This is a genomic window from Streptomyces sp. NPDC025833, assembly GCF_055558055.1.
The window spans coordinates 502,262-525,615 of record NZ_JBVHNF010000001.1 but is presented as its reverse complement, the minus strand read 5'-3'; the positions used below and the strand labels follow the sequence as shown (position 1 = coordinate 525,615).

The following is a 23,354-nucleotide window of genomic DNA, read 5'->3' as shown; positions in this document are numbered from 1 at the left end:
GCACCCCACCCGCACCCCCTCCCAGCGCTCCCGCAGATCTTCGTACCCCAAGGAGTCGATCCACCATGGCGAGCGACGCGCCGACCGTCCACGCGACCGACCTCGACTGGCTGCTGAGCGGCCTCGTGCAGCGCGTGCCCCACACCACCAGCGCGGTGCTCCTGTCCTGCGACGGACTGGTCAAGTCCGTGCACGGACTCGACGCGGACAGCGCCGACCACATGGCGGCCCTGGCCTCCGGCCTGTACTCCCTCGGCCGCAGCGCGGGCGTCCGGTTCGGCGACGGCGGGGAGGTCCGCCAGGTCGTCGTCGAACTCGACGCGACCCTGCTCTTCGTCACCACCGCCGGCTCCGGCACCTGCCTCGCCGTGCTGGCCGGCCGCGAGGCCGACGCGGCGGTGCTCGGCTACGAGATGGCCATGCTGGTCAAGAGCGTGCGCCCCTACCTGGTGACCGCCCCCCGGCAGCACGCCGCCGGCTCCGCGGTGCCGAGGCCTTGACCGTGGTCGCGGCCGGCGACGGACCCTGGCTGGACGACGCGGCCGGACGGCTGGTGCGCCCCTTCACCGTCAGCGACGGCCGCACCAGACCCAGCGTCGCCCTCGACCTGATGTCGCAGGTGATGACCACCGGCGCCACCCCGCTCGGCCACCTCGGTCCGGAGCACGCGCAGGCACTCGACCTGTGCCGCGCGCCCGTGTCGGTCGCCGAGGCGGCCGCCCAGCTGAAGCTGCCCGCGGGGGTCACCAAGGTGCTGCTCTCCGACCTGGTCGACTGCGGTGCGCTCACCACGAAGCCGCCCGCCTACCACCACGTCCCCACTGACCGGTCTCTGCTGGAGGCAGTGCTCGATGGACTACGACGACAGCTCTGACCCGTTCCCCACCGCGCTCAAGATCCTGGTCGCGGGCGGGTTCGGCGTGGGCAAGACGACCTTCGTGGGCGCGGTGAGCGAGATCGCGCCGCTCAGCACGGAGGAGCTGCTCACCACGGTCGGCGTCGGCACGGACAGCCTCGACGGGGTCGAGAACAAGACGGAGACCACGGTCGCCATGGACTTCGGCCGGATCACCCTCGACCAGGAACACGTGCTCTACCTCTTCGGCACACCGGGACAGGAGCGGTTCTGGTTCATGTGGGACGAGCTGTCCGAGGGCGCGCTCGGCGCGGTGATCCTCGCCGACACCCGCCGCTTGCAGGACTGCTTCGCCGCCGTGGACTTCTTCGAGGAGCGCGGGCTCGCCTTCGTCGTCGCCGTCAACGAGTTCGACGGCTCCCACCGCTACGACGCCGACGAGGTGCGGACCGCGATCGACCTCGACCCCGAGGTGCCGGTGGTGTGCTGCGACGCCCGGATCTCCAGCTCCGGGGTGCAGACCCTGCTCACCCTCGTACGCCACCTGCTCGCCCACACTCCGGAGCCCATGCCCAGCCATGGCGCCCACATGTGATCCCGCCCTACCGCCCATGGAGCCCCTATGAGGTACGCCCACAGCGACGGAGCCCGGCCATGAGCTACGAGCCGCCCCGGCCGGTCCGGGGCCTGCTGCTCACCCCCGAGGACAGGGAGGCACCGGCCCGCGTCGACCGGTTGCGCCGGCTCGGCCTGGCCGACCGGCCCGACCCGGCGCTCGACGCCTTCGCCGGCCACCTCGCCCGGCTCACCGGCGCGCGGTACGCCATGGTCAACTTCATCGCCGAGGACCACCAGTTCTTCGCGGGCCTGAGCGCCCCCGCCACCACGCCCGCCAACGCCACCGCGCCCGCCGCCCGCGAGGACGACGGCAGGGCCGGGATCGGCCGGGTGCTGCCGCGCGACCACGGGTTCTGCCCCCATGTGGTGGTGCGCCGCAAGGCACTGGTCCTCGACGACGTCGGCGACTATCCGCGGTTCGCGGGCAATCCGGTCGTCGACGAGTTCGGCATCCGCTCCTATCTCGGCGCCCCCCTCATCGACGGCTCCGGAATGGCGCTCGGCACCGTGTGCGCCGCCCACACGGCTCCCCGCGCCTGGGGCAGGCCGGGCCTGGAGACCATCAAGGCGCTCGCCGCGGATCTCGTCGCCCGCCTCGAACGGAGTACCGGGGACGGACCGCCTCTCTGACGCCCGGACACCGGGCGAGGCGGGGCGGCCGGCACCGGGAGGGCCGTGATTGCGGGCCCGGCGGCACGGACGGGCGGCACGCGTGAAGGAAAGCTGTGGCGCCGGTTAAGAAAAGCTCGATGGACCGCGGCCCGCGCATACGGCAGATTGCAGGGTGATTCCACCCCTCTGACCCGGTGCGGGCTCGTTCGGCATGCCCGCGGGCCGGGTCCCGTCCCTCAGGAGCCGTAGCGTTGAAGGCGCTGGTCAAGGAGAAGGCGGAGCCGGGTCTGTGGCTGACGGACGTCCCGGAGCCGGCCATCGGCCCCGGTGACGTACTGATCAAGGTCATGCGGACCGGTATCTGCGGCACCGACCTGCACATCAGGTCCTGGGACGGCTGGGCCCAGCAGGCCATCAGCACGCCGCTCGTGGTCGGTCACGAGTTCGTCGGCGAGGTGGTCGAGGTCGGGCGGGACGTGACCGACATCCGCGGCGGCGACCGGGTCAGCGGCGAGGGCCACCTGGTGTGCGGCAAGTGCCGCAACTGCCTGGCCGGCCGCCGCCACCTGTGCCGGGCCACCGTCGGCCTCGGCGTCGGCCGCGACGGCGCGTTCGCCGAGTACGTGGCCCTGCCCGCGTCCAACGTGTGGGTGCACCGGGTCCCCGTCGACCTCGACGTCGCCGCGATCTTCGACCCGTTCGGCAACGCCGTCCACACCGCCCTGTCCTTCCCGCTGGTCGGTGAGGACGTCCTGATCACCGGCGCGGGCCCGATCGGCCTCATGGCCGCCGCCGTGGCCCGGCACGCGGGCGCCCGCAACGTCGTCGTCACCGACGTCAGCGAGGAGCGCCTGGAGATCGCCCGCAAGATAGGGGTGAGCCTGGCGCTGAACGTCGCCGGAGCCACCATCGCCGACGGACAGCGGGAGCTGGGGCTGCGCGAGGGCTTCGACATCGGCCTGGAGATGTCCGGCCGGCCCGAGGCCATGCGCGAGATGCTCGCCAACATGACGCACGGCGGCCGGATCGCCATGCTCGGCCTGCCCGCCGAGGAGTTCGCGGTCGACTGGTCCCGGATCGTCACCTCCATGATCACGATCAAGGGCATCTACGGCCGGGAGATGTTCGAGACCTGGTACGCGATGTCGGTGCTGCTGGAGGGCGGCCTCGACCTGGCCCCCGTGATCACCGGCCGTTACGGCTACCGCGACTTCGAGGCCGCCTTCGCCGACGCCGCGAGCGGAAAGGGCGGCAAGGTCATCCTCGACTGGACCGCCTGAGCGCGGTGCCGCGCCGGCCGCGGCACCCCCGTCGGCCGCGGCACCCCGTCCCCAGCGGCACCCGCGGCACGCGCACGCCCCCGACCCGTCAGCACCTCCAGGAGAATCCCCATGTTCGAGACCGTCCGCGACGACCTGCGCGCCACCCTGGACGAGATCCGCGCCGCCGGCCTGCACAAGCCCGAGCGGGTCATCGGCACCCCGCAGTCCGCGACCGTGAACGTCACCGCCGGCGGCCGTCCCGGCGAGGTCCTCAACTTCTGCGCCAACAACTACCTCGGCCTCGCCGACCACCCCGAGGTGGTCGCCGCCGCCCACGAGGCCCTGGACCGCTGGGGCTACGGCATGGCCTCCGTCCGCTTCATCTGCGGCACCCAGGAGGTGCACAAGGAGCTGGAGGCCCGGCTGTCGGCGTTCCTCGGCCAGGAGGACACGATCCTGTACTCCTCCTGCTTCGACGCCAACGGCGGTGTCTTCGAGACCCTGCTCGGCGAGGAGGACGCGGTGATCTCCGACGCCCTCAACCACGCCTCCATCATCGACGGCATCCGCCTGTCCAAGGCCCGCCGCTTCCGCTACGCCAACCGCGACCTCGCGGACCTGGAGACCAAGCTCAAGGAGGCGTCCGACGCCCGGCGCCGCCTGATCGTCACCGACGGCGTCTTCTCCATGGACGGCTACCTGGCGCCCCTCGCGGAGATCTGCGACCTCGCCGACCGCTACGACGCGATGGTCATGGTCGACGACTCGCACGCCGTCGGCTTCGTCGGCCCGACCGGCCGCGGCACCCCCGAGCTGCACGGCGTCATGGACCGCGTCGACATCATCACCGGCACCCTCGGCAAGGCCCTCGGCGGCGCCTCCGGCGGCTATGTCGCCGCCCGGGCCGAGATCGTCGCCCTGCTGCGCCAGCGCTCGCGCCCCTACCTGTTCTCCAACACCCTCGCCCCGGTGATCGCCGCCGCCTCCCTGAAGGTCCTCGACCTGCTGGAGTCCGCCGACGACCTGCGCGTCCGGCTCGCCGAGAACACCGCGCTGTTCCGCCGCCGGATGACCGAGGAGGGCTTCGACATCCTCCCCGGCGAGCACGCCATCGCCCCGGTCATGATCGGCGACGCGTCGAAGGCGGGCCGGATGGCCGAACTGCTGCTGGAGCGCGGGGTCTACGTGATCGGCTTCTCCTACCCGGTGGTCCCGCAGGGCCAGGCCCGCATCCGCGTCCAGCTCTCCGCCGCGCACTCCGCGGACGACGTGCACCGCGCGGTCGGCGCGTTCGTCGCCGCACGCGCCGAACTGGAGGGCTGACCAGGGCGGACACCCTGGGATAATCGAGGGCATGATCGAAGCACGGCGGCTCCACATCCTCCGCGCGGTGGCCGACCACCGCACGGTGACCGCGGCGGCCGCCGCGCTCTACCTCACCCCCTCCGCCGTCTCCCAGCAGCTCACGGCGCTGGAGCAGGAGACCGGCCACCGCCTGGTCGAGCGCGGGGCCAAGGGGGTACGGCTCACTCCGGCCGGCGAGATCCTGCTCGGCCACACCCACGTGGTCCTCGCCCAACTGGAGCGCGCCGAGGCGGAACTGGCCGCCTACGGCTCCGGGGAGGCGGGCACGGTCACCGTGGCCGCCTTCGCGACCGGCATCGCCCAGGTGGTGGCGCCGGCCGTGGCCCGGCTCGCCGCCGTCGCGCCCGGCATACGGATCCGCGTCCAGGACGCCGAGGGCGACGCGAGCCTGCCCATGGTCCTGGACCGGCAGGTCGACGTCGCGGTCGCCGTCGAGTACCGGGGGGCGCCGCCGGCCGACGACCCGCGCCTGACCCACGTCCCGCTCTACGCCGAGCCGTTCGACGCGGTCGTACCGCTCGGGCACCGCCTGGCGGACGCCCCCGAGGTGCCCCTCGCGGAGCTGGCCAAGGACCCCTGGATCGGTCCGTACCCGGGCAACCCCTGCCACGACGTGGTCGTCCTGGCCTGCGAGAGCGCCGGCTTCCAGCCCCGCCTGGAGCACTCCTCCGACGACTTCCGCGCCGTCGTCGCGCTCGCCTCGGCCGACGCGGGCGTGGCCCTCGTACCGCGCTCCGCGCTGCGCGGCATGGACCTCGCCGGCGTGGTCGTCCGCCCCGTCGACGGCGTCGCCCCGACCCGCCGGGTGTTCGCCGCGGTCCGCCGCGGAGCCGAGGGGCACCCGCTGATCCGCCCGGTGCTGGACGCGCTGGGCGATGCGGCCCGGATGTGAGGCCCGCGCGCCCCGGCCGGCCGTCGCCACCGGACACCGGCGCCGGACCGCTGTCAGTGGCAGGGGCTACGGTGCGTGGCATGCCGGACGCAGAAGACGTACGCCGAATCGCCCTGTCCCTGCCGGACACCTCGGAGAAGGTCGCGTGGAACATGCCCACGTTCCGGGTGGCCGGGAAGATGTTCGCCACCCTTCCCGAGGACGAGTCGTCCATCGCCGTGCGCTGCCCCAAGGACGAGCGCGACGAACTGGTGCTGGCCGAGCCGGAGAAGTTCTGGATCGCCGGGCACGAGGCGCAGTTCGCCTGGGTGAGAGCGAGACTCGCCGCCCTGGAGGACGAGGACGAACTGCGGGACATCCTGGCCGACTCCTGGCGCCAGGCCGCCCCGACCCGGCTCCTGGAGGCCCACCCCGCGCTGGGGCTGCCGGCCGGCACCTGAGAAACTCGGCGGGCGGGGCCGGGCAGGTGGCATCATCCCGCCGACGGACGCGGCGCGGACCGGGGCACGGCCGGGCGGACCCGCCGGGGGAGCGCCGCGAGGCAGGGAGGGGAGCCCGGGGATGACCGGAACGGACGCGCGGCGCGGCGCCGCCGCCCACGGGGTGCGGGGGGCGGCGGCCGGTGCGCCGGCCGTCTGGTCGCGGGACTTCGCGCTGTTCTTCGCGGCCCGGGCCGTCGCCCGCCTCGGCGACACCATGCTGCCCGTCGCCCTCGCCGCGGGCCTGCTGGAGCACGGGTACGGGGCGGGCGCGGTCGGTCTCGCCATGGCCTCCACGGCCGCGGCCTTCGCCGGCCTGGTCGTCTTCGGCGGTGTCATCGCCGACCGGTTCAGCACCCGCAGGCTGATGATCGGGGCCGACCTGGTCCGGCTCGGCAGCCAGTCCCTCGCCGCGGGGCTCTTCTTCACCGGGCACGTGGTGCTGTGGCAGGTCTGCGCCATCGGGATCGTCAACGGCGTGGCCGGCGCGGTCTTCCAGCCGGGCGTGGCCAGCACCGTGCCGCGCCTCGCCGCGGACGTGCAGGGCGCGAACGGGGCGATCCGGCTCGCCGAGTCCGCGGCCCAGCTCGCGGGGCCCGCCGTCGCCGGCGTCCTGGTCGGTCTCGCCTCACCCGGCGGGGTCTTCGCCGCGCACGCCACCACCTACGCGCTCAGCGCCCTGTGCCTGCTGCTGCTCCGGCTGCCGCCCCTGCCGTCGGGTCCCCGGGCCGCCACCGCCTCCGCCCTGCGCGTCTTCCGTGACGATCTCGCGGGCGGCTGGCGGGAGTTCCGCTCGCGCACCTGGTTGTGGGGCGTGATAGCCGTCTGGTGCCTGTACATGATCGCCGTCTGGGGCCCCACCGTCCCGCTGGTGGCGAGCGAGGTCGTCCGGCACCACGGCCCGGGCGCCTACGGCCTGGTCAACTCCGCGCTCGGCGCGGGTACGGTGATCGGCGGCCTGCTCGCCCTCCGGCTGCGCCCGCGCCGCATGCTCCGGGCCGGCGCGTTCGCGCTCTTCGTGTTCTGCGGTTTCCCGGCGACCGTGGGGGCGGGCCTCGGGGTGCCGGCCATGGCGGCCGGGGCCGCGCTCGCGGGCGCCGGCATGTCGTTCTGGGGCGTGATGTGGGCGACCACCGTGCAGACGCAGGTCCCGGCGGACGTCCTCAACCGCATCCACGCCTACGACGTGGCCGGATCGCTCGCCATGCTGCCGGTCGGCCAGGCCCTCGCCGGGCCGGCGGCCGGGGCGCTGGGCGCCGGGCGCGTCCTGCTGACCGCCGGCGTCGTGAGCGTGGTCGTGGCGGCGATCCTGCTCGCCACCCCGGCGATACGCGACCTGGTGCGGGCCGACCAGCGGACCCCCGCCCAGTAGGTATCCCGGACCGGACGAACGGACCGGGTCCGCGGCGCCCGGCACCGCGCCCCCGCGCCGCGCGTCGCCGGACCGCCCGGGCACGGCCGGTGCCGGGACGGCCCGCCGCACCGCGTAGGGCGCCGCACCGTGGGCCGGCCCGGCCCGGCCGTATGGCCGCCTCGAGGGTCACCCGCCCACCGGTACCCGGCCGGCGCCCGCGAAGCCGCCGATGCGCTGCCGCAGGGCCGCCGGGTCCAGGCCGTGGGCGGTGACGTGGTCCGCGATCGTGCCGTAGCGGCGCAGCTCACGGCGGCCGACACCGAGGCCGAGCACCCGGTGCGGCACGTCGGACAGCGCCTCGCTCACCGCCGCCGTCGACGTCCCCGCCAGGTACGGTTCGACCAGCACGACGTCCGTGCCGGCCGCCCCGGTCGCCCGGCGCAGCCCGGCCGCGTCGAAGGGGCGGACGGTCGTCGCGTAGAGCACGGTCACGTCCAGGCCCTCGGTGGCGGCGAGGACCGCGTCCAGCACCGGGCCGACGGCGACGACGACACCCGAGCGGCCTTCGCGGACCGTGACGAGGCGCTGCCCGTCGATCACCCGGCCCTGCCGGTTGGACTGCACGGACAGGCGCACGTACACCTTGTCGTCGCCCGCGGCCACCGCGTGGTGCAGCAGGGTCTCCGCCTCGTCCGGGTGGCCGGGGACGTGCACGGTCCAGCCGTCCAGCGTGTCCAGGAGGGCCACGTCGCCGGGCGCCATGTGGGTGAAGCCGCCGGCCGGCATGTCGAACGAGGCCCCGGCGCTGACCAGTACCGCCCCCGCGCCCTGGTGCCCGAGATCCAGCTTGACCTGCTCGAACGGCCGCTCCACCAGGAAGGCGGCGAAGGTGTGCACGACGGGCCGCAGCCCGGTGAGCGCCAGTCCGGCCGCTGCTCCGACCAGGAGCTGTTCGCGGATGCCGACGTTGATCACCCGGTCGGGGTGCCGGCGTCCGGCCTCGCGGAACGGGTCCGTGCCGATCTCGGCGAGGACGACCGCGACCCGCGGGTCCTCGTCCAGCAGCCGGCAGACGACGGGGGCGAAGCGGTCACGCATGGTGTCCATGGCGGTGTGCCCTTTCGGGGAGGCGGAGGGGGTCAGGCGGTCTTGGGCTCGACGCGGGCCACCACCACGTGCGGCCGGCCCGGGTGCGGGGCGATGAACGCGGCGTGCAGCGCGGTGTGGTCGCGCCCGTCGACGGTCAGCGCGGACCAGCCCGCCGCCTCGAACCGGGCGGCGATCCCGCCGGGCAGCGCGTGCCGGGCGGAGGAGTTGTCGATCACGACCGTGTGCAGCCGGTCGAGGCCGGCCGGCCCGGCGAAGGCGATCGCCTCGTGGTTGCTGCCCTCGTCCAGCTCGGCGTCCCCGATCAGCACCCACACCGCCGGTCCTGGCCGGCCCTGCGCCCGCAGGCCCAGGGCGGTGCCCACGGCGATCGGCAGCCCGTGCCCGAGCGACCCGCTGCCGATCTCGGCCCCCGGCACGAGCACGCGGTCCGGGTGGTGCCCGAGCGGGGAGTCGTAGGACCCGAAGCCGGGCAGCAGACCGGCGGGCAGGAAGCCCTTCGCGGCCAGCACGGCGTAGTACGCCATGGGCCCGTGCCCCTTGCTCAGCAGGAAGCGGTCGCGGTCCGGGTCGTCCCGCCGCTCGGGGGCGACCCGCAGGACCCGGTCGTAGAGCACCCACAGGGCGTCCAGGGTGGAGGTGGCCGCCGGTCCGTGCTTCTCGTCGCCGGTCATCAGTCCGAGGAGCCGGGGCAGGTCGGCGTAGCCGTACGCGGCACCGTGACTCGTTGTGATCGTCATGTGACGAGACTGCAACCTCAACATAGCTTGAGGTCAAAGACGCGCGGGGTGCGCGACCACCGAGCCGAGTGCGGTATGGTTTCCCTGCGCGTTCGGCCGGGCGAAAGCCCAGGTCACACCGCACCGGGACGTGGCGCAGCTTGGTAGCGCACTTGACTGGGGGTCAAGGGGTCGCAGGTTCAAATCCTGTCGTCCCGACTCGTGAGAGTCGCAGATCAGGGCCGATTCGGAGGTATACGAATCGGCCCTCGGCCGTTTTCGGGGCCGGGTGCCTCCGCGACCGGCGCGGTCGCGGAGGCACCCGGTCAGGACGAGTTGGACGGGCCGAAGAACTCGATCTCGGCGATCGCCACCTGCTTGGTCGGGGACGGCTGGTAGGCCGACTCCAGGGTGAAGCGGACCGCGGTGACCTCGCCGACCCGGAACGGGACGCGCTGGGGGCCCGCGCCCTGGTCAAGGTTGAGCCGACGGGTCGTCGTCCTGCCGTCCGCGCCCGTGACGCGCGCCTCGACGCGGTGCGGGAGCGCGGACCGGGAGAGCTGGTCCGGGCGGATCGACTCGCCGGGGGTGATCAGCAGGTCCAGCAGCCTGGTCGGTTCGGCGAACCTGGCCTCGATCCACTGACCCTGCCCGGACTCCGCCACCCCCGGCCCCCACCAGGTGTTGTTGAGCTTGTCGAAGGCGAGCTGGGGCTTGTGGCCCGGGAAGGAGCGGGAGGCCCGGTAGCCGTCCGGGGCGACCGGCGCGCGCTTGGCGAAGTGGTCGCGGGTCGCCTGCACGCCCTGGGGGATGCCGACGACCAGGGCGACGAGCAGGGCCAGCACCAGCGCGGCACCCAGCCAGCCGAGCACACGGTCGAAGACCCGGCGCAGCCGCGGCCGGTCGCCCGCCCACGGGGTCTCCCGGTCGCCGGACCAGCGCAGCCGCCGCCACCAGGGCAGCCGTCCGGCCACCACCGGGCGCTCACCGGCCATGGGCATCGCGCACCGCGCGCAGAAATGCCGTTCGGGGCGGTTGGGCGTACCGCACCAGGGGCAGGGCGTGCCCCCGTGCGTGCCGGCCTCCTCCCCGGGCGCCCGCACCGCCCGCGGGCGCCGCTGCTCGGGGCGCCCGGGCAGCACCGGTTCGACGCTGGGCGGCGCGGCGGTCCGCGCCTCCGGATCGGTGACCGGGACCAGGAGCCGGCGGGCGCGGTCGAGGCCGTCGCCGCCGGAGCCCGGCGCGGGGGGCGCCGCCCGCGGAAGCGGTGCGGTGGGCGCGGGCCCGGACACGGGCCGGGGCGTGCGGTACGGGTCGTCGTCCGGCGCGGCGGCGGGCGGCCCGGCCGGGGCGGTGTACGGCGCGTGCGGGTCCGGATCCGGCGCCGGGTCCGGACCCGGGCCCGCCGCCGCGCGGGCGCCGGGCCGGCCCTCGTCGGCCGTGACGGCCGGACCGGCCGGTCCGGCCGCCACGGCCGGGGACGGCGTCGGGGCGTCCGCGGTGTCCGGGACCCGGCCGGCCGCGGCGGGGCGTGCCTCCGGGCGGTCCCCGGACGCCCGGGCCGGGGCGTCCGCGCCCGGGCGGGCCGTCGCACCGGCCGCCGGGGCGGGGGCCGCGGCCCGGGCCGCCGCCCGGTCCGTCCAGCCGAGCACCGCCCCGCAGGCGTCGCAGAACGACTGGCCCGGTTCCGCGCGGGTGCCGCATTCGGCGCAGTTCTGGGGGGTCGTCATCGCTCGGTGGTCCTTTCGGTGGGTACGGCGCGCTCGGCGCCGCCGGTGTCGTCGCGGTCCGCGGCGGTCACCCGCACGGTGTACGGCATGTGGGCGGGGCGGACGGCGGCCACCAGGACGTCCAGGCGGTGCCGGTCCGCGGGGGTCGGGTCGGGCAGGCGCAGGTGCACGTGGAGCGCGGGCCGGGCCGCACCGGGGAACGCGCCCAGCGGACGGGCGTCCCACGACGCGCCGCCGCTCTCGGTGACCTCCGGGCGCACCCCGAAGGCGAGCCGCACCGCCTCCACCAGGCCGCGCCGCGTCCCGCGGATGCGGTGCAGACGGGCGGCGGCGGCCACGGCGGCCCGCACGAGCGGCTCGCGCTCCACGCCCTCGGTCTCGGCCCCCACCCAGTCGCCCAGCCACTGGGCGAAGTCGAGCGGGGCCAGCGCGGGCCGGAAATAGGTGTCCAGGCAGTCCAGCACGTTGTGCACGGGGGCCAGCACCTCGTCGAGGCCGGCGACGAACCGCTGCGCGAGGTCGTCGTCGGCGAACACGGCGGGCAGCGTCCTGCCGATCGGCGCGGACGAGCCGAGGCCGTCGATGGAGCCTCTCATCAGGAGCCGTCCCCGATCACCCGGACACGGTGGTCGTAGGAGAACACCAGGGACGGCGCCGACAGGTCGATGCGGTCGGTCGCGTCGCCGCGCTTGCCGGTCAGCGGATCCGCCGGGTGCAGCCGCACCTCGTCGACGAGTTCCACCCCCGGCACCCGCTGGAGCACCGCGAACACCTCGCCGCTCTGCACCGGACGGCCGAACGGCCAGCCGGTGCCGTCCGCCCCGCCGGCCAGCGGATCCAGGTGCCGGTAGAGGGCGTCGTGCGCCTCCCGGCGGACCCGGTCGGTGTCCACCCGGCGGAACGCGTGCACCGTGGCCACCACCGTCACCCCCTGGTAGTACGGCGGGCCGACCGCCAGCCGGGTGCCGATCAGCCGGCGTTCGTCCAGGTGCCGGGTGATCCGCTCCAACAGGTCGTCCCCGGGCACCAGTTGCTCGAAGCGGAGCCGGCCGCCCGGGTCGGGCACCGCCTGCGGCACCACCAGCAGCCGTACCGCGTACGCCCCGTGCTCGCTCTCCTCACCCTCCAGACAGGTGATCCGGGCGGTCTCCGGCGCGGCGCGGCGGGCCAGTTCCTCGTAGTCCCGCAGGGTCACCGCCCGCTCCTGGGCGCGCAGCGTGATCGGCGCCCGGGCCTTGGCCTCCTCCACCGTCTCGCCGTCCACCCCGCCGCGTGCCGCCTCCCGGTTGACCACCTCGGAGACGTACGGGATGGAGGTGCGCAGGATCCGCACGGCGCCCCGGGCCACGTTGCCGGCCCGGCCGCCGCCGGTGCGGTAGCGGCGGGCCCGGACCGGGGTGCCCTTCGCGGCGACCGCCCCGTACTGGCGCAGCGAGCCGTCCGGTTCGCGCACCGCCGGCCCGAAGCGGATCTCACCGGTCGCCGCGTCCAGGGTGACGTGCCGGTCCGCCGGGCCGGAGGCCGCGAAGTCGCGCACCACCCGCCAGTCCGTCCACCCCTCGTACTCGGCGGTCTGGAGCAGCACCGGCGGGTCGTCGCCGACCACCGGCGCGTGCGTGAGACGCAGCCGCTGCCCCGGCAGCCCGGTCGACTCGCCCAGCGCCTCGTCGCGCACGGTCTCCGCGTGCACGGCGGTCGTGGTGCCGCCGACGGTGAACGCCTCGGCCGAGCGGACCGTCGGGGAGGTGGTGTAGAAGGGCTGCCCGGCCAGCGGCTCGGTGACCCGGCAGCGCAGCCAGCCCGCCTCCCGGCCGGCGTTGCGGGACAGCACGTGCCCGCCCGGGACGTGCAGGACCACCTCGCCCGGCCGGTTGAGGCCGCCGGTGCCGTCCCGGTCGACCTCGCAGGGCTGCCAGCCGTCCGCCGTCCACGCCTCCCACACCAGCGGGGGCTGCCGCGGGTCGACACCGACGCCGTCCACCCTGCTGTCCAGGTCGAGCGCGAGCGCGCAGTGCGGCACGGCCGCGGTCAGACCCAGCAGCACGGAGTCGCCGACACGGGGCGACTCCGCGAAGCACAGGACGTCCTTGTCCTCGTCGGCGAGGTCGTGGGTGCGGTCCACGGCCGCCTCGCCGTGGTGCTGCACCAGCAGGTGCCGCAACGCGCACGGGACGATCGCGAGATCGCGTTCGGTGGCGAAGACGACCGCCTCCTCGCTCTCGGTGCGCACGGTCGCCGTCTCGGTGCCGGGCGGCACCCGCACCGGCTCCTCCTGGGGGGCCGACAGCCAGAACGTCACGTCCGTGCGCGCGGCCGTGGGCGGGAACAGGGTGATGCCCACCAGGTCCAGGAAGGCCAGGTGGTTCTTCTCCGGCACCCGGTTGAGCCGGTACACGATCTGGTCGGCCATGTGCGCGACCGTCTCGATGAGGGTGACGCCCGGATCGGAGACGTTGTGGTCGGTCCACTCCGGGGCGCGCTGCTGTATGTAGCGCTTGGCGTCGTCGACGAACTGCTGGAAACGGCGGTCGTCCAGGTTCGGGGAGGGCAGGGCCATCAGCGGTCGCTTTCCGGAGCCGGGGAGTCGCCTCCCGGCTCGTCGTGGGACGGAATGACGTAGAAGGGGAAGACCAGGCTGCGCGGGTTGTTGGTGCCGCGGATCGAGTAGCGGACGTCGATGTAGAGGACGCTGCGGTCCGCACCCGCCGTGACCTCGACCTCCGCCACCTCGATGCGCGGCTCCCACCGGTCGAGGCTGACGTGGACCTCGTGCTGGATGCGGCCCGCGGTCTGCTCGTTGACCGGCGCGAACACCAGGTCGTGGATCGCGCAGCCGAAGTCCGGCCGCATCGGGCGCTCGCCCGGCGCGGTCGACAGCACCAGCCGGATCGCCTCCTCGACCTCCCGCTCGCCGCTGACCAGGGCGATACCTCCGGTCGGGCCGATCCGCAGCGGGAACGACCAGCCGGAGCCGACGAACTGCTCGGCCATCAGCGCCCCACCCGCCTTCCCGGGCGGCCCGTGCCCGCGCTCATACCGGCACCACCATCACTGCCAGCCCGTTCGAGGTGAGCGCGCCCATGATCGGAACGGTGAGGGCCCGGATGCCGACGTTGGCGACGGAGGTGATCTGCACGCCGGCGACCGCCGTGACCGACGCCGCGCCCAGTGTCTTCAGGCTCAGGGCGCCCAGGGCGTCCACGCTGACCGCCCCGGTGAGGGACCTGACGTTGACGAGTCCGCGCCCCTCGATGTCGAGCATGCCGCCGCTCTTGATGGTCAGCTTCCGCCGTGCGCTCAGCGTCAGGTCCGTGCCCGCCTCCACGGACACCGACCGGCCGCCCTTGATGCTGACCGCGCCCTTGCTGTCCACGGTGATCTCGGTCTTGGTCCGGTCCAGGTCGATCACCAGCTTGTCGTTGCCGGTGGCGAGCCGGACGCCCTGCCTGCGGCCCCCGGTCCGCTGGCTCAGCAGGTCCAGCCGGTTGCCGGTCCGGTCGGCGACGGTGTGCCGGGACGCCTGTTTCCTCAGCCCGTCGTGCAGCGGCACGTCGGCGACCGCCGTCGGCCTGTCCCGGCCGTTGTAGAGCCCGCCGATCACGAACGGGTGGTCCAGGGCGCCCCGGTCGAAGCCGACCAGCACCTCGTCCCCGACGTCCATCGGGAACACCCCGCCGCCGCCCTTGCCGCCCAGCTGCACGGTCCGCGTCCAGTCGCTGACGTACGCGTCGTCGAGCCAGGGGAAGTGGAGCTTCACCCGCCCCTGCTTCAACGGGTCCTGTACGTCCGTGACCAGCGCGTTGGCCACGCCGGGCAGCCGGGGGCCGGGGTCCGTGCCGCCCGACGCCAGCCCGTACAGCGACCGCCACTGCCGGCCGCTGACCGTCACCCACGCCTCGTAGTGCGTGCCGTCGCCGAACACGTGCCGGACCGACGTCGCCGTGTACTTCCCTTCGAACGGGGCGCCCACGTCCGCCAGCGCCACCGGAACCCCCGGCCGCAGCCGGGGGTTTCCGCGCACCGCGACCTCCAGCTCCGCGAAGGAGGCGGTGACGTCGTCGGCCAGGGCCGCGGCCGCGAACCGCACCTCGCTCTGCTTGTCGTAGGGCGTGTCGGTGCCGACCAGCCGGGTCGGCCGGAAGCTGCCCGCGGCGGCGGCCGGCGTGGTGCCGATCCCGATGCCCGGGTTCATGCCCGCCGGCGAGGTGGCCGTCAGCTTCTTCTTGGTCGTCACGTCCCAGCCGCGCGCCTCGACCCGGCTCACCTGGTCGGCCGCGGTCACCGCGGACCGCAGCCGCAGGATGTCGTGCCCCGCCTGGAGCACGAACGGGCTCCGGTCGCCGCCGACGCCGGGCGAGGGCGCCCCCGCGGCCTCGCGCGGGCGCACGAACCGGAACCTCCCCTCCGCGTCGACGGACATGACCATCTCGTTCTCGTCGGCCAGCCGCGCCAGGAAGTCCCAGTCGGTCACGTTGGACTGGCTGATGAACTCGTAGACGGTGCGGGTCGGCTGGATCCGGCCGATCGGCACGCCGTCCTGCCCGGCGAGCGCCCGGGCGATGTCGGAGGCGCTCTGGTTGCGGTAGGCCGCGACCCGGCGCCGGCGCAGCAGGCGGTGCCCGGCGTCGTAGCCCCGGATCACGGTGAACGTGCCGGTGCCGTCGTAGTCCGCCTCCAGACCGGTGACCTCACCGGTCAGCAGCGGATCGCCGGCCCCCTGCCCGTCGGCGACCGGAGTGAGGACCACCTTCGTGCCGAAGGTGACGCCCAGTTTGCCCAGCAGCAGCCGGTAGGGGTCGCGGAAGGTCAGCCGGAACGCGGCCGGCACGCCGACGCCCTGGTCGACATGGCAGTCCACGAGCGCGCGCGTGAACTCCGGCGGCAGCTTAGCGCCGCCGATCCGCACGTCGATGACGTTGGAGAAAGCGGACTTCGGCATCAGGAACGCACCTCCTCGACGGCGGGCAGCACCAGTTCCGTGCCCGTCGGCAGACGGGACGGGTCGTCGATGCCGTTGGCCTCGGCGATCGCCCGCCACCCGGAGGCGTCGCCGTACTCGCGCCAGGCCAGCGACGGGAGCGAGTCGCCCGCCACCACCCGGTGCACCCGTCGCGCCGTCAGCGCCCCGGAGGTCGGGTTCTGCCCCAGGGTCTGGCCGGGGATCTCGTGGAGCCGCATCCGGCAGGTGGCCCGGATCGGGGCGCCCGTCGTGCCGAACAGGGTGTAACTCGCCTCCACGGAACTCACGTACGCCGTGAACCGCGCCGTGGAGAACGAGCCCCACTGCAGCACCACCCAGGGCGGGGACGGCTGCTTGGCGTCGACACTCCGCGCCGTCGTCTCACAGCAGTCGAGCAGCGACTCGACCTTCTTCAGCACCGTGTTGCCGGCCGGCTCGCCGGACGAGTCCAGGAAGATCTCCAGGTTCATCTCGCGCGGCAGCGCCCCCATGAACTCGGGGAGCGAACCGTCCCGTTCGACCTGCGCCGGCGTGGCCTTCCACTCCGCGCGCCGGGTCAGCGCGAGCTGCGCCGGGTTGAAGTCGAACCGGAACGTCCTGATGACGCTGCCCGGTGTGGTGCTCGTGCCCACCGGCGGCTCGTGGATCGCGAGCGTGGCGCGTACGAGGCTCTTGCCCGCCCCGCCCCTGCTGCCCTTCGCCATGTCGTGCCCGTCCCCTTCAGTCCGTTCCAGTCCGTTCCGGTCCGCTTCAGTCCGCTTCAGTCCGTGAATCCGTGGTGGGCGATCTCCAGCACCTCGGTCGCCACGGCGGGGCCGGCGGGGTCCAGGGTGGGGCCCGTCCAGCTCACCGGCAGCACGTCGATCAGGCCCCAGCGGGCCACCTCCGAGCCGTCCGCGCGCAGGGCCGCGATCTGCGCGGTGGGGCGCGTGATGCCGGTCTGCACCGACGAGATCCACTTGGCGACCTTGGCGGTGTCCGGGGTGAGCGGACGGGTCAGCCGGATCGTGGAGAAGGTGACCCGGGTGGGCAGGTGCCAGACGAAGCCGTTGTTGCCGCCCTCCTGGCGCTGCTCCACCTCCACCTGCGACGAGAGGCCCTGGCAGCCGTTGAAGTAGCCGAGGCTCTCGCCGTCGATGCTGAGGGTGAACCAGATGGTGGAGCCCGGGTCCTGGCGGGACATCGCGGCGGACCTTTCTGTCAGTGGTGTCGCTGGTCTGTCAGTGGCGGGGATCGCGGAGCCGGCCGATGCGCTCGCGGTCCATGCGCAGTTCGGTGCGGATCAGCCGCGTGATGCGGCCGATGATGCGGTGCACGAGTTCGTCGAGCTGGAAGTCGGTCAGCTCCCTCGGGTCGAAGGCACCCGCGGGGACCCCCGTGTAGGCGGGCGGCGGACCGCCGTGCGCGACCGGCGCGTACGGCGGGGGCGGCCCCTGCGGTGACGTGCCGTGCGGAGCCGGTCCGCCGTGTGCCGGCCCGTACGGGGGCGGCGGCCCGGGGGTGTACGGCGGCGGGGCGTCGGCGGGGCGGCCGCCGGCCGGACCGCCGGCCCGGCCCAGGCCGTCGGCGACGGTCGCGGCGGCCGACGAGGCCAGCGCGCCGACGGCGGAGTGACCGCTCGCCCGGGCGCCGCGGCGGACGGTCGAGGACGGCGGCTTGCGCCAGAACCGCTGGACGGGGAGCGCCTGTGCGGACGGCCCGGCGGGCGCGGGCGGCGGGCCGACTCCGGTGCCCGGGGGGCGGGCGGGTCCGGGAGCGGGCGCGGTCGCGGGCGGGCCGCCGTGGGGTGTGGGTGGGGTGCCCAGGGCGGCTCGCTGGACGCGGGGCGGTGGCACCGGCGCGGACGCCGGGGAGGGGGGTGGTGCCACGGCGGACCGGCCGGGGTGCGGGTGCGCGGGGGAGGCGGGTCGCGTCGCGCCGGTGCCCCGGGCGGGTGCCGGCGGGAGCGGTGAGCCGGCCGGGCTCACCGAGGGCGCCGGGAGGCCGGCCGGTCGGGCCGGGGACGTCGGGGGCGTCAACGGGGTGACGCCGGTGGGAACGGCCGGCACTGGCGCACCGAGTGGGGTACGACGCCCGGCCACGGCTCGTTGGACGCTGGTGCTGGTGCTGGTGCTGGTGCTGGTGCTGGTGCTGGTGCCGGTGCTCGTGGAGCGGGTGCGGGATTTCTGGTCGTGGCGGACCGGTGAGCGCTCCGGCGTAGGGGAGTTGGCGGGGGGCCCAACGGGCGGGCGTGCCGGGGCGGTTGCGGGGCTCGGTGCGGGGTCCGGAGCCGGTCCGGCCGCTTCGGACGGCTGGGGCTGGGACACCGCGGGCGGGACGACGGGCGCGGTCGAGGTGTGCCGCTGGACCGTGGGTGGTACGGGTCGCGGACCGTCGCCGAGGGCGGGTGCCGCTTGCCCGTGCGGCGGCGTACCGGGCCCGTCTCCGCTCGGGTGGTCCGGCCCGCCGTCACCGGCGGGAGGCGCCGCCTGGCGCTCCTCGGCGTGCGGGCGCGCTGCCGCGGTGCGGCGGGGGGTGGCCGTGGCCGTGGCCGCGGGGAGCGGCGACCGCTGCACCGGTGGGCCCGGTCGCCGCGGGTCGCTGCCGCTCACCGCGCTTTGGCCGTCTGAGCGTACCGCGCGCTGAACAGTGGGGTTGGTGTCGGCGGGGGGTGCCGCCGAAGCCGGTGGGCCGGACGGGGGCGCAGCAGGGGTGTGGGTCGGCTGCGGGGGCGGGGTGGCGTCCGCGGCCGGGCGGGACGCGAACGGGGCGCCGAGGCCTGGACGCGGTGCCGTGGGGCCGGTGGCGCTTCGTACGCGGTCCGCGCCGGCGGAGGGGACCGCGGTCGGCCGGTGCGTCGGCGCGGCAGGAAGGGGGAGGCGGCGGTCCGGGGCGGGCGAGCCGGTGCCCGGGGCGCCGGTCGGGCGGGGGCCGGACCGTGCCGCCGGGGCGGGCGCCGCCGCCGTACGGCCGCTCGTTGCCGGCGTGGACCCGACGGACCCGGCAGGCCGCCGCTGCACGGGCGCCGGGCCCCGTGCGGGGGACCGGTCGGTGTCGGTGGGCCGGGCGGACGCGGTCGGTGCCTCGTCGGGGCGCGGTGTACCAGAACCGAGGGGCGTGAGGCTGGGGGATGTAGGAGCGGCCCCGGCCCTGTTCGCGGACCGCTGGACGGGCGGGGGTGGGGAGGAGGGTCCGGGTGTGGCGGTGGGTCGCGGGGGAGCGGCGGTGTCCGACGGGCCGGGGGGCGCGGTGTCGCCGTTCCGGTGAGCCGTGTCCCGTACTGCCTCCGTACGCGTGGTCCGTGCGGTGACCGACGGTGCGGAGAGCCGACGCGCCACCGGCAGGGTGCGGCGTTGCACCGAGGGTGCAGCGGTCCGGGCGCTGGTGAAGGAGGGCCGTGCCGGTTCGGGGTCCGTACCCGCGGCCCGAACCCGGAGGCCGGGCGCGGGAGACACCTGCGTGACCGGCGACGCCGTCGACGGCAGGGGCCGTACGGCGACCGGTCCCGCGGGTACGGCCGCCGACCGCTGCACACCGGGCACTGGAGCGGCCACGGTGGTACGGGGGGCGGGGGACGGGGTGCCGGAGGCTGGGCCACCGTGTTCGGGGGCTGTACCGGTACCGGTACCGATCCTGTCGCCAGCACCAGCACCAGCACCAGCACCAGCACCAGCACCAGTTCCGCTCCTGGCACCGGTACGGGTACCAGCATTGGCACTGGCACCAACACCGGTACCGGAACTGGTCCCCGCCCCCACCCGCGTGAGCCGTACGGGCCCGGCGGCAGCCGTCGTCCCGGCGGCCGGGGCGGACTCGACGCGCTTCCGCTGAATCGGAGTCGGGCCCGGTGCCGGTGCCGGCGATGTCCGGCCGAGCCCCTCCGGCCGGCCGGCCGCGCTCCCAACTCCGCCAGCACCCGCACCAGTACCGACACCCGAGTCAGTACCCGCACCCGCACCCGCACCCGCAGGAGCCGGACCCACCTGGGGCACCCGGGGCGTGACGCGGCGCGGTCTCGCCGGTGCGGCCGGAGCGGCACCGCCCGGAACCGTCGGCGGCAGCAGCCGCAGCGGTACGGCCCGGGCAGACCGGACCTCCGGGGCCGGTCCCGCGAGGGGGAGGCCGCCGGCCGGGAGTTCCAGGCCCGCCACCGGACGCGCCGGGGCGGGCCGGGAAGCGCCCCCTGCCAGCCCGGCACTGGACCGGCCGTCCAGCACCGCGGGTGAGGCCGTGGCCGTGAACGACGGGTTCTGCCACGTGGGCAGCCGCCCGGCGAAGGCCGCGTCCGACACCCCGGCCCCGCCCGCGGACAGGCTGCGCCGGATCGGCGCCAGCCCCGGCCAGGCCGGGGCGGGCGCGGAGGACACCGCCCCGGCACCGGACCGTCCGGCGTCCGCGGCCCCGGTCACCGGGCCGCCGGTCACCGAGCCGTCGGGCGCGGGACCCTCGGCCCGTGCCCGTGTCCGCACCCGTGCGGACGCCCCGGGCGCCGGGGCCGACGGTGTGCCCGCGCGCCCGCGGTTCGCCGCGCCCGCGCGCAGCCGGTCCAGGAAACCCACCCGTCAGCCCTCCGCCGCCGCGCGCGTCACCAGGGACGCGATCTCGCCCGTCCAGCGGCGGCGGTCGCGGTGTTCCAGGTCCAGGACGTCCTCCATGCTCCAGTGGAAGTGGTAGGCGATGTACGCGATCTCCTCGTGCAGCCGGTCGGTCGCGTACGTCACGATTCCCCCAGGCGGCTCCCGCCGAGTTCCACCTCGAAGGGCTCGGCGCAGTGCGGGCACTCGACCGCCGCGCGGGTGTGGCCCTCCGCGTTGATCTGGCGGTAGAAGTCCTGGAGGAACGCCAGGTCGGAGGCGAACATGTGCTCCACGATCCCGTCGTGCACCATCGGGAGCGTGCCGAGCCGGGTGATGACCCGGCCGAGCAGGACGACCGAGAGGAACGCCGGGTTCTCCTGGACCCGTACGTCCCGCAGCGGCACGAGTTCGTCGCGTGCCGTCGACAGCCGCATCACGCCGTCCCGGTGGACGGCGCCCGACTCGTCGACGTAGCCGCGCGGGAGCTGGAACGGGAACTCGGTGCGCAACTCGTCCCGGCGGTAGGGCGCCTGCCGCGCGTCCGGCGCGGCGGAGCCGGCGGCCGGGACCGCGGCCGTGGCGTCCGGGCCCGTGGCGTGCGTCCCCGCTCCGGCCGGGTCCGTGTCCTGCCCCTCGGGGTGGGCGACCGCGCCGGCCGCCCTGGAGGCCGTGCGGCGCATCACTCGATGACCAGTTCTTCGAAGGCGATGGTCACCGTCTCGGTGAGGGCGGCGGCCTCGCCGGCCTTGACCGTGCTCGCGTCGATCTTGCTGCACCAGGCGTTGCGCAGGTGGTAGCGCTTCACCGGGTTGTTCTCGAAGTCCATCATGATGATGGAGGCGTTCTTCCGCGCGGTCGTCATCTGCCCGGCGATGGACTCGTTGATCCACTGCGTGAACGACGTCGACTGGGTCATGCCCCGCACCACCGTGCAGGTGCCGTTCTTCTTCACCCCCGGCAGGTTCTTGACCACGTTCTGGCCGTTGGGGGTGTTCTGCTGGTAGGTGATCACGTCCTGCTCGATGCTGAGACCGCTGACCTCGGCCAGGTACTCGACCATCACGCCGTCGATCTGGAGGCCGAAGTTGTGTGACGTGAGGGCGTCACCCGGCTGGAGACTCATCTGTTCGCTGTCCTTCAGGATCCGGAATGAAAGGGACGGGGGAGCGCGGGAGCGGCGGTGCGCCTACTCCTCCAGCTCGCCGCTGCCGCTGGAGAACTGGGCCAGCCGGAAGATGACGAACTCGGCCGGTTTGACCGGGGCGATGCCGATCTCGCACACCACCCGGCCGACGTCGACCGACTCCGGCGGGTTGGTCTCCTCGTCGCACTTGACGTAGTACGCCTCCTCGGGCCGCTGCCCGAAGAGGGCGCCGGCGCGCCACTCGTTGACGAGGAACGCCGAGATGTTGCGCCGGATCCGGGCCCACAGGGCGTGGTCGTTCGGCTCGAACACCACCCACTGGGTGCCGATCAGGATCGACTCCTCCAGGTAGTTGAAGTACCGGCGGATGTTCAGGTAGCGCCAGGCCGGGTCGGAGGAGAGGGTGCGGGCGCCCCACACGCGGATGCCGCGGCCCGGGAAGGCGCGGATGCAGTTCACGCCGATCGGGTTGAGCAGGTCCTGCTCGCCGCGGGTGATCTGGATCTCCAGGTCCACGGCACCGCGGACCACCTCGTTCGCGGGCGCCTTGTGCACGCCGCGCTCGGAGTCGTTGCGGGCCCAGACACCGGCCACGTGGCCGCTCGGCGGCACCAGGCGGGTCTGGCCGCTGCCCGGGTCGAACGTCTTGATCCACGGGTAGTAGAGCGCCGCGTACTTGGAGTCGTAACCGGCCGTCTCCTGCCGCCACACCCGGATCTCACGGGCGTTCATGCCGGGCGGCGGGTCGATGACGGCGACCCGGTCGCCCATCAGCTCGCAGTGCGCGATCAGGCCGAGCTGGACCGCCTTGACGGACTCCAGGTCGATCGCGCCGCGCTGGTGGGCGGCCATCAGGTCGGGCACCGCGACCATGGAGATCTCGTCGACGGCCTCCAGGCCGCCGAAGCCGGTGCGGTCGGCGGAGTCGCCGAGGTAGTGGGCCGGGCCGGGGTGCGTCTCCCGCGAAGGGTCCGCGGGCGCCCGCGTGGCCGGGGCCGCGGCGGCCGGCGGGGCGGGCAGGGCGAGTGTCTGGTTGTCCGGCCGGGCAAGCTGCGCGGTGGGCGCGGCCTCGGTCACCGAGATGAGCCGGGACCGCTCCTTGACCTGTGTGACGACGTAGTTGCGGCCGCCCTTCTTCGCCGTGACGTCGAAGGTCTCCACCGCCTTGTCGCCGTCCTTGACGATGAGCCGGAAGCGCTCCGCCGGGCCCTCGCCCTCCGCGTCGGCGACCTCGACGCTCAGCGGGCCCTCGGCGCCGGCGGCGACGGCCGTCACGGCGAAGGTGCCGAGCTGCCGCGGCTCCGCGGCGGGCAGCGCGGCCGGGGCGGTGGACCCGGCCGGCGCGGCGGCGGACCCGCCGGCCGGGTCTCCGGGGGCGGCGGCGCCCCCGGCCGAGCCGCCCACCCGGACGACGTAGGCCGTGATGCCGCCGTTCTGGAAGAAGCCGTAGACGGAGTGCGCGAGGTAGTACCCGTCGGTGAACTCACCGAAGGCGGCGACGTACTGGCTCCAGTTGGTGACCAGCGTCGGCTCGTTCAGCGGGCCGGTCGGCGCGAGCCCCACGAAGGCCGCGACCGACGTGCCCACCCCCTCGATCGGGCGCGAGCCGCTGGCCACCTCCTCGACGTAGACGCCGGGCGACAGGTAGGACGGCATGCTCTGCTCTCCTCAGGGGTACGAGACAGCTTTGACTCCAGCCT

Annotated in this window: 23 protein-coding genes and 1 tRNA gene; 10 read left to right on the top strand and 14 right to left on the bottom strand. The window is 74.9% G+C overall.

Going from position 1 to position 23,354, the window contains the following annotated elements:
* Positions 1 to 65: 65 nt before the first annotated feature.
* The 9 genes from ACZ4K2_RS02285 (at position 66) to ACZ4K2_RS02245 (ending at position 7,456) form a co-directional block, all read left to right on the top strand.
* The gene (locus ACZ4K2_RS02285; protein WP_467472248.1) at positions 66 to 500 is read left to right on the top strand and encodes a roadblock/LC7 domain-containing protein; all 435 of its coding nucleotides are present in this window, start codon (positions 66 to 68) and stop codon (positions 498 to 500) included.
* 2 nt (positions 501 to 502) lie between these two features.
* Complete coding sequence (locus ACZ4K2_RS02280) at positions 503 to 874, top strand: DUF742 domain-containing protein (RefSeq protein WP_467472820.1); 372 nt, start codon at positions 503 to 505, stop codon at positions 872 to 874.
* Positions 852 to 1,451, top strand: coding sequence for a GTP-binding protein (locus tag ACZ4K2_RS02275; protein ID WP_467472250.1), 600 nt, complete (start codon positions 852 to 854; stop codon positions 1,449 to 1,451). The genes ACZ4K2_RS02280 and ACZ4K2_RS02275 overlap by 23 nt, the downstream gene beginning before the upstream one ends.
* A gap of 59 nt (positions 1,452 to 1,510) precedes the next feature.
* On the top strand, positions 1,511 to 2,104 hold the full coding sequence (locus ACZ4K2_RS02270; protein WP_467472252.1) for a GAF domain-containing protein: 594 nt from the start codon (positions 1,511 to 1,513) through the stop codon (positions 2,102 to 2,104).
* Positions 2,105 to 2,337: 233 nt separating this feature from the next.
* Positions 2,338 to 3,366, top strand: coding sequence for an L-threonine 3-dehydrogenase (gene tdh, locus ACZ4K2_RS02265; RefSeq protein ID WP_467472255.1), 1,029 nt, complete (start codon positions 2,338 to 2,340; stop codon positions 3,364 to 3,366).
* A gap of 111 nt (positions 3,367 to 3,477) precedes the next feature.
* A complete protein-coding gene (locus tag ACZ4K2_RS02260) occupies positions 3,478 to 4,671 on the top strand; it encodes a glycine C-acetyltransferase (RefSeq protein WP_467472257.1) in 1,194 nt (397 codons plus the stop codon).
* 31 nt (positions 4,672 to 4,702) lie between these two features.
* Entirely contained in the window at positions 4,703 to 5,605 is a 903-nt protein-coding gene (locus ACZ4K2_RS02255; RefSeq protein ID WP_467472260.1) for a LysR family transcriptional regulator, read from the top strand.
* Positions 5,606 to 5,685: 80 nt separating this feature from the next.
* The gene (locus ACZ4K2_RS02250) at positions 5,686 to 6,045 is read left to right on the top strand and encodes an MmcQ/YjbR family DNA-binding protein (protein WP_467472262.1); all 360 of its coding nucleotides are present in this window, start codon (positions 5,686 to 5,688) and stop codon (positions 6,043 to 6,045) included.
* 121 nt (positions 6,046 to 6,166) lie between these two features.
* On the top strand, positions 6,167 to 7,456 hold the full coding sequence (locus ACZ4K2_RS02245; RefSeq protein ID WP_467472266.1) for an MFS transporter: 1,290 nt from the start codon (positions 6,167 to 6,169) through the stop codon (positions 7,454 to 7,456).
* A 168-nt stretch (positions 7,457 to 7,624) separates the two neighbouring features.
* Here ACZ4K2_RS02245 and ACZ4K2_RS02240 read toward each other — a convergent pair whose 3' ends face one another.
* Together ACZ4K2_RS02240 and ACZ4K2_RS02235 are read right to left on the bottom strand one after the other, a co-directional pair.
* The gene (locus tag ACZ4K2_RS02240) at positions 7,625 to 8,545 is read right to left on the bottom strand and encodes a transketolase family protein (protein ID WP_467472269.1); all 921 of its coding nucleotides are present in this window, start codon (positions 8,543 to 8,545) and stop codon (positions 7,625 to 7,627) included.
* A 32-nt stretch (positions 8,546 to 8,577) separates the two neighbouring features.
* Positions 8,578 to 9,285, bottom strand: coding sequence for a transketolase (locus tag ACZ4K2_RS02235; protein ID WP_467472272.1), 708 nt, complete (start codon positions 9,283 to 9,285; stop codon positions 8,578 to 8,580).
* A 124-nt stretch (positions 9,286 to 9,409) separates the two neighbouring features.
* Here ACZ4K2_RS02235 and ACZ4K2_RS02230 point away from each other — a divergent pair.
* Positions 9,410 to 9,483 (top strand) — tRNA-Pro (locus tag ACZ4K2_RS02230).
* A gap of 107 nt (positions 9,484 to 9,590) precedes the next feature.
* Here the strand turns inward: ACZ4K2_RS02230 and ACZ4K2_RS02225 are convergent.
* The 12 genes from ACZ4K2_RS02225 to ACZ4K2_RS02170 form a co-directional block, all read right to left on the bottom strand.
* Positions 9,591 to 10,994, bottom strand: a complete 1,404-nt coding sequence (locus ACZ4K2_RS02225; protein WP_467472273.1) for an NADase-type glycan-binding domain-containing protein — start codon at positions 10,992 to 10,994, stop codon at positions 9,591 to 9,593.
* Positions 10,991 to 11,590, bottom strand: a complete 600-nt coding sequence (locus ACZ4K2_RS02220; RefSeq protein WP_467472275.1) for a phage tail protein — start codon at positions 11,588 to 11,590, stop codon at positions 10,991 to 10,993. Before ACZ4K2_RS02220 ends, ACZ4K2_RS02225 begins: the two co-directional genes overlap by 4 nt.
* The gene (locus tag ACZ4K2_RS02215; protein ID WP_467472278.1) at positions 11,590 to 13,551 is read right to left on the bottom strand and encodes a putative baseplate assembly protein; all 1,962 of its coding nucleotides are present in this window, start codon (positions 13,549 to 13,551) and stop codon (positions 11,590 to 11,592) included. Before ACZ4K2_RS02215 ends, ACZ4K2_RS02220 begins: the two co-directional genes overlap by 1 nt.
* Positions 13,551 to 13,985 carry a GPW/gp25 family protein gene (locus ACZ4K2_RS02210; RefSeq protein ID WP_467472280.1) on the bottom strand — a complete coding sequence of 145 codons (435 nt, stop codon included), beginning with the start codon at positions 13,983 to 13,985 and terminating at the stop codon, positions 13,551 to 13,553. The genes ACZ4K2_RS02215 and ACZ4K2_RS02210 overlap by 1 nt, the downstream gene beginning before the upstream one ends.
* A 40-nt stretch (positions 13,986 to 14,025) precedes the next feature.
* On the bottom strand, positions 14,026 to 15,933 hold the full coding sequence (locus tag ACZ4K2_RS02205; protein WP_467472282.1) for a VgrG-related protein: 1,908 nt from the start codon (positions 15,931 to 15,933) through the stop codon (positions 14,026 to 14,028).
* Positions 15,933 to 16,658: a CIS tube protein gene (locus tag ACZ4K2_RS02200; RefSeq protein WP_467472284.1), complete on the bottom strand. Its 726-nt coding sequence runs from the start codon at positions 16,656 to 16,658 to the stop codon at positions 15,933 to 15,935. The genes ACZ4K2_RS02205 and ACZ4K2_RS02200 overlap by 1 nt, the downstream gene beginning before the upstream one ends.
* A gap of 56 nt (positions 16,659 to 16,714) precedes the next feature.
* Entirely contained in the window at positions 16,715 to 17,137 is a 423-nt protein-coding gene (locus ACZ4K2_RS02195) for a phage tail protein (RefSeq protein ID WP_467472287.1), read from the bottom strand.
* A gap of 37 nt (positions 17,138 to 17,174) precedes the next feature.
* Positions 17,175 to 17,789, bottom strand: a complete 615-nt coding sequence (locus tag ACZ4K2_RS02190) for an extensin (RefSeq protein WP_467472289.1) — start codon at positions 17,787 to 17,789, stop codon at positions 17,175 to 17,177.
* Between the two features lie 2,706 nt (positions 17,790 to 20,495).
* Positions 20,496 to 20,654 (bottom strand): DUF6760 family protein, encoded by a 159-nt coding sequence (locus tag ACZ4K2_RS02185; protein WP_467472291.1) that lies wholly within the window; start codon positions 20,652 to 20,654, stop codon positions 20,496 to 20,498.
* The gene (locus tag ACZ4K2_RS02180; RefSeq protein ID WP_467472293.1) at positions 20,651 to 21,190 is read right to left on the bottom strand and encodes a hypothetical protein; all 540 of its coding nucleotides are present in this window, start codon (positions 21,188 to 21,190) and stop codon (positions 20,651 to 20,653) included. Before ACZ4K2_RS02180 ends, ACZ4K2_RS02185 begins: the two co-directional genes overlap by 4 nt.
* Positions 21,190 to 21,633 carry a phage tail protein gene (locus tag ACZ4K2_RS02175; RefSeq protein ID WP_467472295.1) on the bottom strand — a complete coding sequence of 148 codons (444 nt, stop codon included), beginning with the start codon at positions 21,631 to 21,633 and terminating at the stop codon, positions 21,190 to 21,192. Before ACZ4K2_RS02175 ends, ACZ4K2_RS02180 begins: the two co-directional genes overlap by 1 nt.
* A 63-nt stretch (positions 21,634 to 21,696) precedes the next feature.
* Positions 21,697 to 23,310: a phage tail sheath family protein gene (locus tag ACZ4K2_RS02170; RefSeq protein ID WP_467472297.1), complete on the bottom strand. Its 1,614-nt coding sequence runs from the start codon at positions 23,308 to 23,310 to the stop codon at positions 21,697 to 21,699.
* Positions 23,311 to 23,354 lie beyond the last annotated feature (44 nt).

Coding starts and splice junctions, on each gene's coding strand:
- ACZ4K2_RS02285 (WP_467472248.1), top strand. CDS start 66: ATGGCGAGCGACGCGCCGACCGTCCACGCGACCGACCTCGACTGGCTG.
- ACZ4K2_RS02275 (WP_467472250.1), top strand. CDS start 852: ATGGACTACGACGACAGCTCTGACCCGTTCCCCACCGCGCTCAAGATC.
- ACZ4K2_RS02270 (WP_467472252.1), top strand. CDS start 1,511: ATGAGCTACGAGCCGCCCCGGCCGGTCCGGGGCCTGCTGCTCACCCCC.
- ACZ4K2_RS02260 (WP_467472257.1), top strand. CDS start 3,478: ATGTTCGAGACCGTCCGCGACGACCTGCGCGCCACCCTGGACGAGATC.
- ACZ4K2_RS02255 (WP_467472260.1), top strand. CDS start 4,703: ATGATCGAAGCACGGCGGCTCCACATCCTCCGCGCGGTGGCCGACCAC.
- ACZ4K2_RS02250 (WP_467472262.1), top strand. CDS start 5,686: ATGCCGGACGCAGAAGACGTACGCCGAATCGCCCTGTCCCTGCCGGAC.
- ACZ4K2_RS02245 (WP_467472266.1), top strand. CDS start 6,167: ATGACCGGAACGGACGCGCGGCGCGGCGCCGCCGCCCACGGGGTGCGG.
- ACZ4K2_RS02240 (WP_467472269.1), bottom strand. CDS start 8,545: ATGGACACCATGCGTGACCGCTTCGCCCCCGTCGTCTGCCGGCTGCTG.
- ACZ4K2_RS02235 (WP_467472272.1), bottom strand. CDS start 9,285: ATGACGATCACAACGAGTCACGGTGCCGCGTACGGCTACGCCGACCTG.
- ACZ4K2_RS02225 (WP_467472273.1), bottom strand. CDS start 10,994: ATGACGACCCCCCAGAACTGCGCCGAATGCGGCACCCGCGCGGAACCG.
- ACZ4K2_RS02220 (WP_467472275.1), bottom strand. CDS start 11,590: ATGAGAGGCTCCATCGACGGCCTCGGCTCGTCCGCGCCGATCGGCAGG.
- ACZ4K2_RS02215 (WP_467472278.1), bottom strand. CDS start 13,551: ATGGCCCTGCCCTCCCCGAACCTGGACGACCGCCGTTTCCAGCAGTTC.
- ACZ4K2_RS02210 (WP_467472280.1), bottom strand. CDS start 13,985: ATGGCCGAGCAGTTCGTCGGCTCCGGCTGGTCGTTCCCGCTGCGGATC.
- ACZ4K2_RS02205 (WP_467472282.1), bottom strand. CDS start 15,933: ATGCCGAAGTCCGCTTTCTCCAACGTCATCGACGTGCGGATCGGCGGC.
- ACZ4K2_RS02200 (WP_467472284.1), bottom strand. CDS start 16,658: ATGGCGAAGGGCAGCAGGGGCGGGGCGGGCAAGAGCCTCGTACGCGCC.
- ACZ4K2_RS02195 (WP_467472287.1), bottom strand. CDS start 17,137: ATGTCCCGCCAGGACCCGGGCTCCACCATCTGGTTCACCCTCAGCATC.
- ACZ4K2_RS02180 (WP_467472293.1), bottom strand. CDS start 21,190: ATGCGCCGCACGGCCTCCAGGGCGGCCGGCGCGGTCGCCCACCCCGAG.
- ACZ4K2_RS02175 (WP_467472295.1), bottom strand. CDS start 21,633: ATGAGTCTCCAGCCGGGTGACGCCCTCACGTCACACAACTTCGGCCTC.
- ACZ4K2_RS02170 (WP_467472297.1), bottom strand. CDS start 23,310: ATGCCGTCCTACCTGTCGCCCGGCGTCTACGTCGAGGAGGTGGCCAGC.